Origin of the sequence: Halogeometricum sp. S1BR25-6, assembly GCF_031624495.1 — an archaeon.
GTDB lineage: Archaea > Halobacteriota > Halobacteria > Halobacteriales > Haloferacaceae > Halogeometricum > Halogeometricum salsisoli.
The window spans coordinates 290,372-305,826 of sequence record NZ_JAMQOP010000002.1 but is presented as its reverse complement, the minus strand read 5'-3'; the positions used below and the strand labels follow the sequence as shown (position 1 = coordinate 305,826).

Annotated in this window: 14 protein-coding genes; 8 read left to right on the top strand and 6 right to left on the bottom strand. The window is 60.1% G+C overall.

Going from position 1 to position 15,455, the window contains the following annotated elements:
- The first annotated feature begins 139 nt into the window (after positions 1-139).
- Genes NDI76_RS11525 through NDI76_RS11510 form a run of 4 tightly spaced genes read left to right on the top strand, consistent with a single transcriptional unit; the run spans position 140 to position 6,712 of the window.
- Positions 140-1,705, top strand: coding sequence for a type I restriction-modification system subunit M (locus NDI76_RS11525; protein ID WP_310924224.1), 1,566 nt, complete (start codon positions 140-142; stop codon positions 1,703-1,705).
- Positions 1,702-3,012, top strand: a complete 1,311-nt coding sequence (locus tag NDI76_RS11520; protein ID WP_310924223.1) for a restriction endonuclease subunit S — start codon at positions 1,702-1,704, stop codon at positions 3,010-3,012. Before NDI76_RS11525 ends, NDI76_RS11520 begins: the two co-directional genes overlap by 4 nt.
- Positions 3,013-3,014: 2 nt before the next feature.
- Positions 3,015-5,984, top strand: coding sequence for a type I restriction endonuclease subunit R (locus NDI76_RS11515; protein ID WP_310924222.1), 2,970 nt, complete (start codon positions 3,015-3,017; stop codon positions 5,982-5,984).
- On the top strand, positions 5,981-6,712 hold the full coding sequence (locus NDI76_RS11510; protein WP_310924221.1) for a M48 family metallopeptidase: 732 nt from the start codon (positions 5,981-5,983) through the stop codon (positions 6,710-6,712). The genes NDI76_RS11515 and NDI76_RS11510 overlap by 4 nt, the downstream gene beginning before the upstream one ends.
- Before the next feature lie 859 nt (positions 6,713-7,571).
- Here the strand turns inward: NDI76_RS11510 and NDI76_RS11505 are convergent.
- The 3 genes from NDI76_RS11505 to NDI76_RS11495 all read right to left on the bottom strand — a co-directional run bounded on the left by NDI76_RS11505 (position 7,572) and on the right by NDI76_RS11495 (position 9,778).
- A complete protein-coding gene (locus tag NDI76_RS11505) occupies positions 7,572-8,237 on the bottom strand; it encodes a hypothetical protein (RefSeq protein ID WP_310924220.1) in 666 nt (221 codons plus the stop codon).
- Entirely contained in the window at positions 8,185-9,222 is a 1,038-nt protein-coding gene (locus NDI76_RS11500) for a tyrosine-type recombinase/integrase (RefSeq protein WP_310924219.1), read from the bottom strand. The genes NDI76_RS11505 and NDI76_RS11500 overlap by 53 nt, the downstream gene beginning before the upstream one ends.
- 388 nt (positions 9,223-9,610) lie before the next feature.
- Positions 9,611-9,778 carry a hypothetical protein gene (locus NDI76_RS11495; protein ID WP_310924218.1) on the bottom strand — a complete coding sequence of 56 codons (168 nt, stop codon included), beginning with the start codon at positions 9,776-9,778 and terminating at the stop codon, positions 9,611-9,613.
- Between the two features lie 138 nt (positions 9,779-9,916).
- Between NDI76_RS11495 and NDI76_RS11490 the strand changes: the two genes are divergently transcribed.
- The 4 genes from NDI76_RS11490 to NDI76_RS11475 all read left to right on the top strand — a co-directional run bounded on the left by NDI76_RS11490 (position 9,917) and on the right by NDI76_RS11475 (position 12,197).
- On the top strand, positions 9,917-10,309 hold the full coding sequence (locus NDI76_RS11490; RefSeq protein ID WP_310924217.1) for a hypothetical protein: 393 nt from the start codon (positions 9,917-9,919) through the stop codon (positions 10,307-10,309).
- A 67-nt stretch (positions 10,310-10,376) separates the two neighbouring features.
- On the top strand, positions 10,377-10,712 hold the full coding sequence (locus NDI76_RS11485) for a hypothetical protein (protein ID WP_310924216.1): 336 nt from the start codon (positions 10,377-10,379) through the stop codon (positions 10,710-10,712).
- 54 nt (positions 10,713-10,766) lie between these two features.
- The gene (locus NDI76_RS11480) at positions 10,767-10,967 is read left to right on the top strand and encodes a DUF5786 family protein (protein WP_310924215.1); all 201 of its coding nucleotides are present in this window, start codon (positions 10,767-10,769) and stop codon (positions 10,965-10,967) included.
- Between the two features lie 96 nt (positions 10,968-11,063).
- Entirely contained in the window at positions 11,064-12,197 is a 1,134-nt protein-coding gene (locus NDI76_RS11475; RefSeq protein WP_425498358.1) for a DNA-methyltransferase, read from the top strand.
- 31 nt (positions 12,198-12,228) lie between these two features.
- Here NDI76_RS11475 and NDI76_RS11470 read toward each other — a convergent pair whose 3' ends face one another.
- From NDI76_RS11470 to NDI76_RS11460, 3 genes are all read right to left on the bottom strand, one after another.
- Positions 12,229-13,539 (bottom strand): 5'-deoxyadenosine deaminase, encoded by a 1,311-nt coding sequence (locus NDI76_RS11470; RefSeq protein WP_310924214.1) that lies wholly within the window; start codon positions 13,537-13,539, stop codon positions 12,229-12,231.
- A gap of 96 nt (positions 13,540-13,635) precedes the next feature.
- The gene (locus NDI76_RS11465) at positions 13,636-15,093 is read right to left on the bottom strand and encodes a hypothetical protein (RefSeq protein ID WP_425498357.1); all 1,458 of its coding nucleotides are present in this window, start codon (positions 15,091-15,093) and stop codon (positions 13,636-13,638) included.
- Between the two features lie 8 nt (positions 15,094-15,101).
- Entirely contained in the window at positions 15,102-15,416 is a 315-nt protein-coding gene (locus NDI76_RS11460) for a DUF1289 domain-containing protein (protein ID WP_310924213.1), read from the bottom strand.
- Between the last annotated feature and the right edge of the window lie 39 nt (positions 15,417-15,455).

The window sequence follows — 15,455 nt, the reverse complement described above, 5'->3', positions numbered from 1 at the left end:
GAATACAGTAGACTAGGGTGTGAATTCGATAGACAGAGCGTCTACCAATACTCGGTCTGAGTCTCCGTAAGGGGAGAAGGCGGACAGCGAGAAACCATAGGTAAAGAGATATACCAGTCGAAGGATAGAACCGTTAGATATGGACTCGGACCAAGAGACGCTCTCCGGCATCGACACCGAGTCGGAGACTCTCGATCTCGACACTCTGGAAACCCATCTCTGGGGGGCTGCAGACATTTTGCGGGGGAGCATCGACGCAGCGGACTACAAGAACTACATCTTCGGCATCCTGTTTCTGAAGCGGATCAACGACCGGTTCGAAGAAGAGACGGAGGAGATGTCCGAGAAGCACGACATCCCCGAGGACATCGTGAAGACCGACCGCGACCTCCACGACGAGTTCTGGGTGCCGGAGCGAGCTCGTTGGAGCCACATCAGCGCACAGGAATCGGACATCGGGGCGACCCTCAACAAAGCGCTCGAAGCAGTTGAGGACGAGAACGACGTCATCGCTGATCGGGTCCTCACCTCGGTTGACTTCAACGACAAGGATAGGCTATCGGACGCAACGCTTGACGAACTGGTCACTCACTTCTCGAAGCATCGCTATCGGAACGAGGACCTCGTCGACCCGGACATCTTCGGTCGCGCGTACGAGTACCTCATCCGCCAGTTCGCCGACGACGCCGGGAAGAAGGGTGGCGAGTTCTACACGCCCCGTGAGATCGTTCAGTTACTCGTCGAGTGCGTCGATCCGGAACCCGGGGACCGCGTATACGACCCGGCGTGTGGCTCCGGTGGGATGCTCATCTATTCGGCCCAACACGTAGAAGAGGAAGGTGGCGACCGGGACGACATCTCTCTCTACGGGCAGGAGAAGAACCTGAATACATGGGCGATCGGCCAAATGAACGTTCTCCTCCACGAGCTACAGGACGCCGACATCGCGAAGGGCGACACGATACGGACGCCGAAATTCGTCACAGAGCATGACGAACTCGAACCGTTCGACCGCGTCGTCGCGAATCCGCCGTGGAACCAGAAGAGTTGGAACAAAGAGTGGGTCGAAGAGAACGAGCCGTACAATCGATTCCCACACGGACTCCCGCCGAAGAATCGAGGCGATTGGGCGTGGATTCAGCTCATGATCGCGTCGCTATCGGAGACGGGTAAGGCGGGCATCGTGATGGACAACGGCGTGTTGTTCCGGTCCCGTTCGGAAAAGAAAATCCGCAAGCCGGTTCTGGAAGCCGACCTGATCGAGGCCGTCATCGCGCTACCTGAGAACCTCTTCTACAACACCTCGTCCCCGGGGTGTATCCTCATCATGAACAAGGACAAGCCTGCAGAGCGCAAGGACAAGGTCCAGTTCATCTACGCCGAGGACCAGACGCTCCGGGAGTCGGGGGTGCAGATTTTCGAGGAGCTCTCGAATCAGAATCAGCTCACACAGGATGGTGTCGCGTACCTCGCTGAGACGCACCTCACCGGGCGCGAAGAGGAGCATCATAGTCGGCTGGTCGATATGGAGGAGATCGAAGAGAACGACTGGAGTTTGAGTGTACCTCGCTACGTCGACACGACAGAGCCCGAGGAGCCAATCGACGTGAGTGAGAAGCTCAGGGAGATTGATGAATTGGAGACAAAACGTCGGAATACCAAGGAGGAACTGCAGCAGTACATGGAGGAGTTGGAGTATCAATGAGTGAAGCCTTGGAGCAGTCTGACCTTCGTGAGGGATACGAAGAGGTTCAACTTGGACCGAAGACGTTTATCGTTCCGAGCGACTGGTCGACTGAGCGGTTTGGGAACGTATATCAGCGTAGGCGCGCTTCCGTAGACGATCTCGAAGATGGAGAAATCCGGTACGTCGGTCTTAAACACCTTGACAGCGGACAACTCAAAATCAACGGCTACGACGAGGATGGACGAGAACGCAGTAGTTCGAGGGTCTTTCGTAAAGGTGATGTCCTCTTCGGGAAACTTCGTCCGAACCTGAATAAGGCTGCCATCGCACCGTTTTCGGGCGTCTGCTCCTCAGATATTATCCCATTATACGCTAAGGAGGATACACATCAGCAATACCTACCTCACCTAATGCACTCGAAGCTCATCCGAGACCGAGTTGTCTCAACGATGGAAGGGACAAACCTCCCACGGACTTCATGGAAGGATCTGGAAAAAACACTTATTCCGCTTCCCTCACTCCCCGAACAACGCCGTATTGCCGACATACTCTCGACGGTTGAGGAACAGATTCAGCAGACAGACGGAATAATCGAGACGCGGACTGAGCTACGAGAAGGGCTACTTCAGAACCTGCTAAAGAATGGTATCGGCCACAACAAGTACAACTCTTTGAGAGTCGGGCCGATCAGCATCCAAGTACCGAAATCGTGGGAGTTGGAGGCGATTGATGACATCATTCTACCTGGGAAAGATGGTCTGCGAGGGGGGCCACCAGGTAGCAGGATAAAAAAGGGGAACAGAGTTGAACAAGGGTACAAAATATATGTTCAGGACCATGTGATAAATGATGACTTTAGCTTGCGCGACGACTACATCTCCGAGGACAAATTTGAGCAATTAGAATCTGCTGCTCCTATACCCGGTGACGTCTTGGTAACAAGACGTGGCACGATCGGAAAGTCCACGGTATTCCCCGAAAACGCTAAGGAAGGGATAATAAGTGACAGCTTGATTCGGATACGACCGGACTCTGTCTGTCTTCCAGAGTTTCTATCATTAGTAATTAACAGTTCCAACCTGATACGCCTCCAAATCCAGTCACTGAGTTATGGGTCCTCTCGCAAAGGGCTGAACAACAAAATTGTGAAACAATTGATTATTCCCCTACCACCTATCGAGGAGCAGGAAGAAATAATTGAGATGTTATCTGTTGTAAACAGAACTATTGATCTCGAAAATGAAAGACGGAGCCAACTGTCAGATCTCAAACGTGGGCTCATGCAAGACCTCCTCACCGGAAAGGTCCGCGTCAAGACTGACTAGCGATGTCTGATGAGTACACCGAGACCGAACGCCCCGCTCTCACGGTTCTCCACCAACTGGGCTGGAAGGTCGCTGACCAGCAACGCTCCACTTGGCTCGATCCTCGCGAGACCGAGTCCTCGGCTGTACTCGAAAACCGCCTTCGCGACGCCGTCGAACGGCTGAACCCGTGGATTGACGAGAACAACCTAAACAAGGTCGTCCGTGAGATTCAGCAAATCGGCGGGGCGAGCGCGATGGACGAGAACGAACAGATTCACGAGAAACTCGTTCGGCACACGTCGGTCCAGCAGGATCGAGGTCACGGGCTGAAGCACCAGACAGTTCGGTACATCGACTACGAAGATCCCGAGAACAACGACTTCTTCGCACTAAATCAGTTCCGAGTGGAGGGTCCGATAGAGGTGGTCAAACCCGACATCGTTCTGTTCGTCAACGGTCTCCCGCTCGGCGTCATCGAATGCAAGGCTCCGACTATCGCCGAACCCCGAAGCGAGGCGCTCGAACAACTCCAGCGGTACCAGAACGAGCGTGAAGAGACGGGATCTGAAGGAGCAGAGGAACTCTTCCGCTACAACCAGTTCTCTGTTGCGACGTGGTACGAGGGGGCCGTTATGGGCACGTACGGAACGCCGAGGAATCAGTACAAACCGTGGCGCGACGCGTACCCCGCAGACGACGAGCACCTATCGGGTCTCTTCGGGACCGACTACGTCTCCCCACAGCACCGGATGCTGTACGCGCTGTTCGAGCCAAGCCGATTGCTCGATCAGCTTCGACACTTCACCGTCTACGACACTAAGAAGAGCGGGACGGCGAAACTCGTTGCCCGGTACCAGCAGTATCGAGCGGTCGAGAAAGCACTGGAACAGATCAATCACCGAGGATCACGTGAGGCACAGGGTGGCGTCATCTGGCACACGCAGGGATCTGGGAAGTCGCTCACGATGCTGTTCCTTGCGCTGAAGCTCCGCCGTGCGAAGTCCGATCCGACACTGTTGCTCGTCACCGACAGAAGGTCACTTGACAAACAGATACATGGGACATTCGAACGCTGTGGTTTCCCGAATCCGAAGCGAGCCGGCGACATCAAGGACCTCCGAGAGAAACTCAAGAACAACGCCGGCGAAACAATTACGAGTCTCATCCAGAAGTTCCAGCTTCGTGATGACGAGGAAGGTGACTTCCCGGTTCTCTCTCGTGACGACGACATCTACGTGATGGTTGACGAGGCCCATCGAACCCAGTACAAATCACTCGCGAACAACATGCGCACTGCGCTCCCGGAAGCGTACTATATTGGCTTCACCGGAACGCCGATCGAGAAGGAAGAGCGCGACACACGGCGGACCTTCGGAACCTACATCGACACATACACTATCGACCAGTCGCTGGAGGACGACACGACCGTCGAGATTCTCTATCAGGGGAGGCTGGCCGATATCCACCTCGAAGGAGCGGACCTTGACGTCATCTTCGATCGCGTGTTCGATGAGTACACCGAGGAGGAGAAAGCCGAGATCAAGAAGCGATACGCTCGAGAACAGGACCTCGCAGAGGCGGAGTCGCGGATCGAACGTGTCGCTCTCGACGTCATCGAGCACTTCGAGAACGAGATCGCTCGCCCGTTCAAGGGAATGGTCGTCACGACCAGCAAGCGTGCAGCGATTCGCTACAAGAAGAAGCTCGATCAGTTCAACGGCCCCGAGTCGCGGGTCGTCATCTCGAAGGCCCATAACGACCCCGAGGACGTCAAGAAGTGGGCACCGACCGACTCCGAACTCCGGGACTACAAGGAGTCTTTCGTCGACGATAACGGCGACGTCGAACTCCTCATCGTCTGTGATATGCTCCTCACCGGTTTCGACGCGCCAATCGCGCAGGCGATGTACCTCGACAAACCGCTGAAGGAGCACAATCTCCTGCAGGCTATCGCGCGAGTCAATCGACCGTACGCGGAGAAGAACCACGGAATCATCATCGACTACTACGGCGTCTCAGACGACCTACGCGAGGCGCTGGCGATGTTCAGCGAGGAAGACGTCCGTCACGCCATGGTTCCCCTCGAAGACAAGGAGCCCGAACTGGAGGCTTCTCACCGGAAAGCGATCTCGTTCTTCGACGACCTGGACGACGTGGAGGCCTGTCTCCGGACCCTTGAACCGGACGACGTCCGTATCGAGTTCCAGAACGCGTTCAAGCGCTTCTCGAAGCTGATGGACATTGTCCTTCCGAACCCCCTCGCGAACCCCTACAAAGAAGATCTGAACCGACTCAGCGAGATCCACGCCCGTGCGAAGCAGCGCTATCGCGATGATTCGATGAATTTGGAGGGGTGCGGTGAGAAAGTGCGAGAGCTCATTCAGGAGCATCTCAGTTCGTCCGGTATCGAGGTTCTCAACGAAGAGCCGGTATCCGTGATGGACAAATCGGAGTTCGACACCCGTCTCGATAAGATGGACGACGACGAGGCGCGAGCTAGCGAGATGCAGAACGCGGTCAAGCACGAACTGAGCGTTCGATACGATGAGGACCCTGTCCATTTCAGTTCGCTTCGGGAACGAGTCGAGGAGCTGATCGAGGAGTACCGGCAGAAGCGTCTCTCGGACAAACAGATCATCGAGGAACTCCGTGATGTTCTTGACGACATGCGCTCCCGGAATCGAGCAGCGCAGAAGAAGGGACTGAATGACACTACGGAACTCTCGTTCTATCACGCGCTGGAAGACGTTCTCCGAGGCGACAACCGCGATGTTGGCGAAGATCAGCTCTTAGAGCTCACGAGCGAGATCATCGACGAGGTCGAAAAGCTGGCTAGAGTTGTCGAGTGGAAACAGAAGGTGCACGTTCAAGATCGGATGCGGAAGCAGGTGAAGATCCAGCTTTTCCGTTCTGACATCGATCTCAGTTCGGACGAACGCGACGAGCTCACGAATCGCGTTATCGAACTTGCCCGGGCACACTACGAATGAGCCGAACGTACCACATCGGTCAGACCGTGATCCCGTATAAGATCGATTGGTCGCAGGAGCGGTCCACCATCGGGCTCTCGATGGATGAATCAATGACTCTCACCGTGAAGGCTCCGATGCGTGCGACGTACGACGAAGTAGAGTCTGTACTTGGTGAGAAACAAGGATGGTTGCTAGAGAAACTCTACCACTTAGAAGAGGGAGCGGACCCACAGGGCGATCGCGAATTCCTAAGCGGGGAGAAACTTCCGTATCGGGGGCGACAGTATCCACTCAAAGTCGAAGAGGCGGACGTCTCGGAACCCCGACTGTCGTTCGACGATCATACGTTTACGCTCGAAGTCCATCAACTCGACAAACCGAGCGACGATGTAAGCGTCCGACGGAAACGACAGGCTGTCGTCGATTGGTATGTCTCTCGTGCGAAGGACGAGCTCGTGGACCGAGTCGACCTCTATTCTCCGAAATTCGGAGCGTCGGATCGGCCCATAGAGGTGACCGAGTTAGAACGGAACTGGGGCGAATTTCAGAACGGAACAGTGCGACTCCACTGGCGTCTCATTCTCGCGCCAGTCCGAATCCAGGACTACGTCGTTGTCCATGAGTTGGCTCACTATGAGCACGAGCAGCATTCCCGGGGATTCTGGAATGCGGTCGGTTCTATCGTTCCAGATTACGAGAGTCGGCGCGAGTGGCTTCGACTGAACGGCCGTACTCTCTCTGTTTGATTTCCTACTGGACGGCTGGTTGACTCCCCCTCTGTGATAACTTCCTCCGAAGCAAGTCGTTGGTATATTCTATGTTATCAATGAAGCTCGTCACGTAGAAGGCTCATAATCTGAGTATAGCGCCCGTAAAGAAGCACTCACCGACTGCTAGTCGAGATATACTTCACGAGCGCTCCAGAATACCTGTCCCAACAGCACCACTCCATCCCACTCAAACCGTCGATATCGACCGGTAGATCGATCTGACCTGAGAAGAGATCAGTCGTGTCAACTCTCTTCTGGGGTGAGCGAGGAAAGGCTGAGCGAGTCATATCTTCTGACCGACTTGCGCTTTGAATTCAGGGCCACACAACACGTTTCACCCGTATCATGCGTGTTATACGTATTAGATGAATTGCTCAGGTAACTCGTGGTATCTACTTTACTCGTATTTTACGTATCATACGTACCACTGGAATCATCCGGTTTTAGCTAACGTCCAACATTCGCTGTTTGGTATTATCTTGGACGAATGGGATATGGACACAGGGGTAAACGGATAGCAGTCGAACTCCACTAAGGGTCAGTCACCCAGAAGCGATCACAAAGTAGAGCAGACCGAGCAGTTGATTCGTTGTCTACTGCTTGAGATCAAGCATTCTAGGAAGTTGATGGATTCTCACACGAGCTCGTCTCAGAATACCTGTCCCAACAGCACTACTGAACCCCACTCAGACTGCCGATATCGACCGATACACCGCTCTGACCCGAGAGAAGATCAGCTACACCGAAATCGGTGTTGCGAGCGGGCATAGAGTTCCATCTGTGTCATTCAAAAGAAAGGGGTAAGCGATCGGCCGAGACTCGTCGAACGATCCGCTCAGTCTAACACCAAGTACGAGTTGAGGGCATCCATCTGGAGGACAATGCCGTGTTCGTGCCGGTAGACCCATCCGAGACTCAAAGCACGTAACGTTTGCTTGAACTGCTCGAGGGAGAAACCCGAGATCGCCTTCTCGGAGAGAACTCCATCAAGCATGAAGGGGCAAGTCACGAGCACTGTCCACTTGATATCGGAATCGGGCCCTGCACCTGTTAGAGATTTACTGTCCCCATTCTGGTAGTCACGGAGTTGGCCGGGGAGCGCGCGCTGAATTGCAGGGATCCCCGTGTCTGATCGATCCGCCACCTGTTCCCCTCGCTCACGGAATGCATCACCGATCTTACATTCGATGTAGACAGGATTCGTTGGTGGGTACGCGTACTCCTCCCGCTGCGACCAGGTGTGATCGAAGTCGATGTTGTGGAACATCTCGATGTCGGGTCTTTCTGTGTCGTTCCGCGCTACTCCCGACTGATGAGTTGTCTTCAGTGTGAACCCCGTTCGGTCACCAGTAGTTGGATCTATTACACTTCGTATCACAGTGGCGCCGTCCAGCCGATCTGAGAGCCACTGACTGAATTCTCGCTCGTCTTCGAAGTGTGATTTCATTTTAGATGTTGAGATCGTGGAGGTATCTCTGACGCCGAGTCCGCTTCTGCTCATTCGTACGGACGTCATAGTGGTCCTCGAGGGTATCTGGCGAGACAGCCATTCGTTCCGAGGCGATCTCCTTCGGAACGTCTGCGTCTAAGTGTGCGGTGATAGCGGATCGTCGTATGGCGTGAGGGCCAACTGCTGACGGGCACTTCGATGCCTCACTCACGTTGGAACGAGCGTCACAATCGGATTCTGCTCGGTCGTGTGGACACTCCCCGCGGTACTGACATGGGTGAGTAGCGCGGTAGACAGTGTACCGAACGCTGTTTTTGCTTATTCGCCCCTGATTGGTCGTAATCAGCGGTTCTCTCCCATTATCATCCGTTATCTCAGCTCGGTTTCGATCGATGTAGTCTTGTACTGCATTGATCAGATCTTTATCAAGAATGGATATATTTCTCTCACCCATTTCTTGCAGTTTGAGCGGAGTTCCGGTATTTGGCCGGTGGCGGATCGCGAGGTAGGCGTCCTCCCTACCGTCTGAGTACTCTACGCACCAATCGGAGAGGTCCAGTGCCCTAAGCGACCCGAGACGGATACCCGTGTGCCAGAGCAGATGGAATACGACGTGGTCTCTAGAAGCATAATCGTACTTCTGAAAGAAGCTAAGAATATCATTTGCCGTGACTGAGCTAATCGCGTCGTCTCGAGTCCGATTGGCCTTGCTGACAGTCGGTATTCTCACCAGATCTGCGACGCCCGGCTGGGCAAACTCTTGGGATTCACACCACTTCAGGAACACACGTAGAGTCTGAAGCTGTTGCTGAACGGTTATCGGTGCCAGATCATCGTCTTGCCTCCAGAGCTTATATTGCTCGACGTGCCGGCCATTGAGTTCCCGCATATCGGTTAACTCCTTCATCTCGGCCCATTTCGTGAACTGCTTGAGCCTGTACCGCATATTCTGAATGCTTGACTCAGCGAGTTCGTACTCGCGTGCTTCAAGATACTGTTCGACCGCACTTGTCGGTGTGACGGCTGAATCGTGCATTGTCTGATAGCAACCAGCAAACAGGGACAATAGCCATCGTGTCTTGATCCGACACAGGAGCTGATCGGCATCGAGGCAGAACCAGAGTCGGAGTCTAGGATGATCGGGAGGCTCTCATGCGCATGCACCGTCACTGACTGGGTGCCTATAGGTACATGCAGGCCGGCGTCCCGGGGTGAGCTTGCGAACCGGGGGGTCAGCAAGTCGGCGAAAGACCCCTGTCTGAAGCCGTCTTGCATCAGGGCGAATCCGCCCCAACCCACTCGTTCTTCTGACGAACCTAAAGGAAGCACAAATCGTCTCGACCCACTCCTGCCACCTACGGAGGTGTCGCTGTCTCGGGGAACACCACCCGGCCGCGAAACCCGACCTTCGCTCCCGACTCGGTTCAGTCGTTCTCGCGGGCTTCCAGTTCCGCAATCAGTTCCGAGAGCGTGTCGCGGACCTCTCGTGCCTTGTCGACGTCCATCTGTTCGTACACCGGTTTACTGGTCGTGATACTGATCGTCTCGCTCGCTTCGTCGAGCCGCCAGTACGTCTCGTCCGCCAGATGCATCAATAGATATACAATTTTGGATATACATATACGCTTTCTACAATCCCAGAGTTTGTCACTATCAGTCGGAACCAGCAGTTCGCTACCGAAACCCGGGAGGCCGATAGGGTCATGTGACGCTGTTCGGTCGATTGCAGTATGGAACGAGAAAGCTTCGACGCGGAAGTCGTCGTCTCCGTCGACACGCCGGGGTTCGGCGCGCGGATCGAACACGAGGATAACGTGTACGACTTGGTCACCGGAGAAGTCGCAGCGGGCACACTCGAAACGGACGGCGGCGACGGCGGAAGCCCCGCCGTTCTCGTCGATAGCCGCGTGCAGGAACTCGATGCCCCCGACCGATACGAGGGCGAGTCGGTCGTGGTGAAACTCGACTACGGAGCGAAGGACGCGAAGTTCACCGCGCGCGGACGGGCGGGGACGGAGTCGAACCCGGCGGCGTTCAGCGCCGTTCGGGGGGAGGAGCCGGCCGGTGATCTCTCCGGGTACGAGGCGGCGGTGAAGGTTCTGAAGCGGGCCGACAGCGTCTGAGGGGCGACGGCGGACCCGGCATACTCAAGCAGTGAGCACATACCTCACGCGGTGCGTGTGAGACGGTGTGACATTCCAAAACCGGTTCCAGTACGCGGGGTTGAAGCCGTACGAGAACGAGCGGTGCCGCGCCGCGGCGGGCGGGATGACCCACCACGAGTACGAACTGCTCTCGCGGGACGACACCTACCGAAAGCTCGCGGAGCTACGGTGGCTCGTCTCCGAGTTCGAGCGGGAACTCGGCGACGGCGACGGCGACGGCGATTCCCACCCGACAGCGGAGACGCGGGCGGCGCTCGCACGCACCGTCGCCGAGGCGTCGGTTCCGCTGTCCGAAGCCGTCGACTACTACGTCGACCGGTGGCTGGACGCCCATCGGGCGGCGCGGGCGAGCGAGGTCTGAGAGGGCGGCGGGGACATCGGTTGGTTCTTCAGTGCGACCGCGCAATCGGTGCCCATGGGCTTCGGAAGCTACGACGAATCCGAGCAGGAGCGTCAACAGTCGAACGACGACGAGGAAGCGGCAGAGGGCGTCGACGCCCACGAGCACGAACACGACGGGGAAGTCAGCGTCGAGAGCGACGTGTCGACGGACGCCCTCGTCGACCGACTGGGCGAGATGAAGGCCGACGCCGAGGCCGAAGACGAGGACGCGTAGCGGCGGACGCCCTCTCGCTCCCGGCCGTCGCTCGCTGTGGCGGCGGACGCCGGGAGTGCGAGGTTATATCAGACGTAGCGACGTAGCGTCGGCAGCGTGGAGTCTCGACATCGGGCTATCGTCGGTGACGCGCGGGAGATGAGCGGCCTCGCCGACGACGCCGTCGAACTCGTCGTCACCTCGCCGCCGTACCCGATGGTGGAGATGTGGGACGACCTCTTCTCGGACCTCGCCGACGGCGTCGGTCCGGCCCTCGAAGACGGCGACGGCGAGGCGGCGTTCGAGGCGATGCACCGCGTCTTAGACGAGGTGTGGGCCGAACTCCGGCGCGTCCTCGTCCCCGGCGGCATCGCCTGCGTGAACGTCGGCGACGCCACCCGAACGGTCGGCGACAGTTTCCGGGTCTACCCGAATCACGCCCGCGTCGTCGACGCGTTCGTCGACCTCGGGTTCGACCCGCTCCCGGACGTTCTCTGGCGCAAACCGACCAACAGCGCCGCGAAGTTCATGGGCAGCGGGATGCTCCCGCCGAACGCCTACGTCACCTTGGAGCACGAGTACGTGCTGGTGTTCCGCAACGGCACCGGGTCGCGGTCGTTCGTTCCCGGCGCGGACGGGCGCTACGAGTCGGCCTACTTCTGGGAGGAGCGGAACGCGTGGTTCACCGACGTCTGGACGGACGTGGCGGGCACCGACCAGCGCGTCGCCGAGGCGACGAAGCGGTTCGACGACCCGCCGACGGTTTCGAGCGACGGCGGGGACGCCGAGAGCGCGAGTGCGGGCACGGGCGCGAGTGCGGACGCGAGCGACGAACTCAGGGACCGGACGGCGGCGTACCCCTTCGACATTCCCTACCGGCTGATAAACATGTACTCCGTCTACGGCGACACCGTCTTGGACCCCTTCTTCGGCACTGGCACCACCTCGCTGGCCGCGATGGTCGCCGGGCGCGACTCGGTGGGGTACGAACTCGAAGAAGCGTTCGTCGAGGCGTTCGATACTCGGGCGAGGCGCGCCCCGTCTCTCTCGCGCGCCGTCGTCGCCGACCGACTCGGCGCTCACCGCGAGTTCGTCGCGGAGCGACGGGAGCAGGGGAGTCCGCCGGGCTACGAGGCCGAGCACTACGACTTCCCCGTCGTGACGAAACAGGAACGGCGGCTCCGGTTCCGAACCGTCTCCGAGGTGCGGCGCGAGGGGGACGCGTGGGTCGCCACGCACGAGACGGTATAACCGGCGGCGTGCCGTACCGAGTCGTTCCGCCCTACGGAGCCGGCTTACCGTCGAACTCTACCTCGCGGGCGCGGCGACGGACGTCGTCGGCGTCGGCGGTCTGGAGGCCGCCGAACGCCTCGTCGTAGACGACGTCGCCGTCGACCATCGTGAACGTCACGTCGTCGCCGTGGGCGGCGAACACGAGGTGCGAGAGCGCGTCGTGCAACGGCGTCGCGCGCGTAATGTCGGTGTCGAGGGCGACGATATCGGCCTTCCACCCCTCGCGGAGCGCGCCAACTTTTTCGAACCCGGCGGCCCGCGCGCCGCCGAGCGTCGCCATCTCGAAGACGGCCGCCGCGGGGGTCGTCGTCGGGTCCATCTCTTCGACCTTCTGGAGGAGGCTGGCCTGCCGCATCTCGGTGAACGGATCCAGCGTGTTGTTGCACGGCGGGCCGTCGTTGCCGAGGGCGACGGTGACCCCCCGGTCGAGGTAGTCGGCTATCGGCGCGACGCCGGAGGCGAGTTTCATGTTCGAGGAGGGGCAGTAGGTGACGGTCGTGCCCGTCTCCGCGAGAAGTTCGCGCTCGACCTCGGTCGTGTGGACGCAGTGGGCCAAGACGACGTCTTCGCCCGTCAGTCCCACCTCGTGGAGCCACTCGATGTTGCGCATCCCGGTGTCCTCTTCGACCGTCGCCACCTCGTCCGTGTTCTCGCTGGCGTGGGTGTGGATGGTGACGCCGTCGTACCGGTCGGCGAGTTCGCGCGCCCCGCGCAGGCAGTCTTCGGTGCAACTGACGGCGAAGCGTGGCGTGACGGCGTAGCGAATCCGGTCGTCGAACGAGCCGTGGTACGTCTGGATGAGTCGCTCCGTCTCCGCGAGGGCGTCGTCGGTGTCCTCGGTCAGTCCGTCCGGGGCGCGTTGGTCCATCAGCACCTTCCCGAGTCGGCCTCGAATGCCGAGTTCGCCCGCCGCCTCGAACGCCTCCTCGGCGTGCGCGACGGAGAGGTGGTCGACCACGGTGGTCGTTCCGTTCTCCAGCAGTTCGAGGTAGCCCAACTCGGCGGCCGTCCGCATCCCCTCGGCGTCCAGCGACGCCTCCATCGGGAGGACGTGGTCGAACAGCCAATCGAGCAGCGAGGTGTCGTCGGCGATGCCGCGTCCGAGGCTCTGCACGGAGTGGACGTGGCCGCCGACGAGGCCCGGAATCAGCAGGTCGAACTCCCGTACCCGGTGGTCCGGGTGGCTCTCCGTCAGCGTCGCTCGCTCGCCGACGGCGACGATTCGGTCTGCCTCGACGACGACGGCACCGTCGTCGATGACGGTCGAAGGGTCGGCGATGACGGTTCCGGCGAGGAGCATGTTCCCTCGTACGCCTGACGGTCCGGGGTGAAAGCGGTTGCGAAAGCGACGGCGGAACGCGGGCGCGGTTCTCGCTCGCCGCGTCGTCGGACCCGCTCAGGGGAGGAACGGCGGCGACGCCGTCGGCAGCGAGATGAGCCAGAGGCTGACGGCCGTGTACGCCATCATCACGAAGACGAACGGGTACTGGCTCTCGATGGCCTGCAACCGACTCGGGAACAGGCGGTACGCCGTGGAGTGCGCTACCCAGATGGCGAGCAGGTGACCGCCGAGGACGAACGCGATGTTGAGCGCGCCCATCCACGCCGGCAGCGTGAGGACGAGCGGGTTCGGCGGGACGGACAGCGGCGAGGCGAGGACGGCGACCAGCGACGGCGACAGCGAGACGAAGAACGCGAAGTAGTGTGCGAGGTGGTAACCGGCCGCGATGGCGAGCAGCGCCGGCGCGAAGCGGACGGCGAGTTCCCGCGCCCCGCGGTACGTCCGCAGGCGCGAGGCCGACACGCGGGCCGCGAGGGCGTACACGCCGTAGAACGCCGCGAATCCGGCGAGGAAGAGGCCGCCGTAGACGACGGCGGCGGGAAGGCCGACGCCGACGAGGGCGCGGACGAACGCCCCGCCCTGCGCGGTGGTCACGAACCCGCTGTAGGTGAGTTCCCAGACGAGGGCGACGGCGAACGCGACGTCGTCCATGCCCCACGAGGGGGACACGGGTTCGCTCCCGCCCCCGTCGCCGTAGCCGTCGTCGCCGACGAGTCGCATCCCCGGCAGGTGGAGTCGGAGGCGGCCGTCCTCCCGCGAGACGGGGGCCGCGCGTCCGTAGAACGCGAAGAACACCGACACGGGGTCGACGTTCCGGAACCAGTCGTCGACGCCGACGGCGAGGGCGCCGGCGACCGTGAGCACGGAGTAAGTGGCCACGGCCGCGGCGAGCAGCGCCGGGTCGTTCGTCACCGCTGTCGTCGTCTCCACCCAGACGAGGGCGAGGAGGCCGGCGACGGCGGGCCACCGACCGAACGCCTCGGGGTAGTCGAGGAAGCCGTTCGGCAGTCGCTCGGCGACGGTGCGCCACGGGTTCAGCGCGGGCCAGGGGTTGCCGACGAGGTAGGCGACCATCGTCAGTCCGGCGCGCAGACCCGCGAAGACGAACACGACGGCGAAGTTGACGGTCGGTATCTGTGGACCGGTGAACCCTCGATAGATGACGAGGGCGAGGAGGACGAGGCCGAGGACGTTCAGCGCGGCGGTGCCCGCCCGGAGAGCGGTCTCCCGACCCGGCAGCGTCTCCCGCCAGCGGTGGATGGAGAGGACGAACCGGCGGTCGGTGACGAAACTGGCGAGGAGGGCGGAGGCGCCGATGGTCGCGCCGCCGGTGGCGACGTAGAGCCACCGCGGGACGCTCAGCGAGTCGCGGGAGGCCTGTCCGAGGCCGACGGCGGCGTTGCTGGCCGCGACGCCGCGGGCGAGGAGGAGGAAGCCGACGGCGGCGAGACAGAGGGTCAGCGCGCGGCCGACGAGGCGGCGACCGGCGGTGCGAGAGGGAGGGGATGTCACCGTTCTCGTCACCCCGCGAAGCCGATGTAGAGGAACAGCACGCCGAAGTAGAGGACGACCAGCACGGCCAGCGCCCGGATTCGGAAGGAGTGCAGGGCGGCCTCTTCGTCCCTGTACGCCTCGGTGTACGCTTCCTTCTCCTCGTCGGTGAGCGCGCCCGCATGACGGACGCCGCGGTGGAGGACGAGCAGCCTCGGTTCCGGGAACGTCCGCCCGCACACCCGACAGACGCTGCTCTCGGAGTCCTCGGGGGTCGCGTCCGCCTTCGCATCCACGCCCGCGTCGGTCGGCCCCTCGGCGGCGCCGCGCGTCGTCTCCGTCATGGACTCGCTCCGGTCTTCGTTCCAGACGCGCCTGAGGCT

What these genes read in the sequence shown, in the direction of transcription:
- NDI76_RS11505 (WP_310924220.1), bottom strand. Translation starts at nt 8,237, where the DNA reads ATGAGCAGAAGCGGACTCGGCGTCAGAGATACCTCCACGATCTCAACA.
- NDI76_RS11480 (WP_310924215.1), top strand. Translation starts at nt 10,767, where the DNA reads ATGGGCTTCGGAAGCTACGACGAATCCGAGCAGGAGCGTCAACAGTCG.
- NDI76_RS11510 (WP_310924221.1), top strand. Translation starts at nt 5,981, where the DNA reads ATGAGCCGAACGTACCACATCGGTCAGACCGTGATCCCGTATAAGATC.
- NDI76_RS11460 (WP_310924213.1), bottom strand. Translation starts at nt 15,416, where the DNA reads ATGACGGAGACGACGCGCGGCGCCGCCGAGGGGCCGACCGACGCGGGC.
- NDI76_RS11500 (WP_310924219.1), bottom strand. Translation starts at nt 9,222, where the DNA reads ATGCACGATTCAGCCGTCACACCGACAAGTGCGGTCGAACAGTATCTT.
- NDI76_RS11520 (WP_310924223.1), top strand. Translation starts at nt 1,702, where the DNA reads ATGAGTGAAGCCTTGGAGCAGTCTGACCTTCGTGAGGGATACGAAGAG.
- NDI76_RS11525 (WP_310924224.1), top strand. Translation starts at nt 140, where the DNA reads ATGGACTCGGACCAAGAGACGCTCTCCGGCATCGACACCGAGTCGGAG.
- NDI76_RS11470 (WP_310924214.1), bottom strand. Translation starts at nt 13,539, where the DNA reads ATGCTCCTCGCCGGAACCGTCATCGCCGACCCTTCGACCGTCATCGAC.
- NDI76_RS11515 (WP_310924222.1), top strand. Translation starts at nt 3,015, where the DNA reads ATGTCTGATGAGTACACCGAGACCGAACGCCCCGCTCTCACGGTTCTC.
- NDI76_RS11495 (WP_310924218.1), bottom strand. Translation starts at nt 9,778, where the DNA reads ATGCATCTGGCGGACGAGACGTACTGGCGGCTCGACGAAGCGAGCGAG.
- NDI76_RS11490 (WP_310924217.1), top strand. Translation starts at nt 9,917, where the DNA reads ATGGAACGAGAAAGCTTCGACGCGGAAGTCGTCGTCTCCGTCGACACG.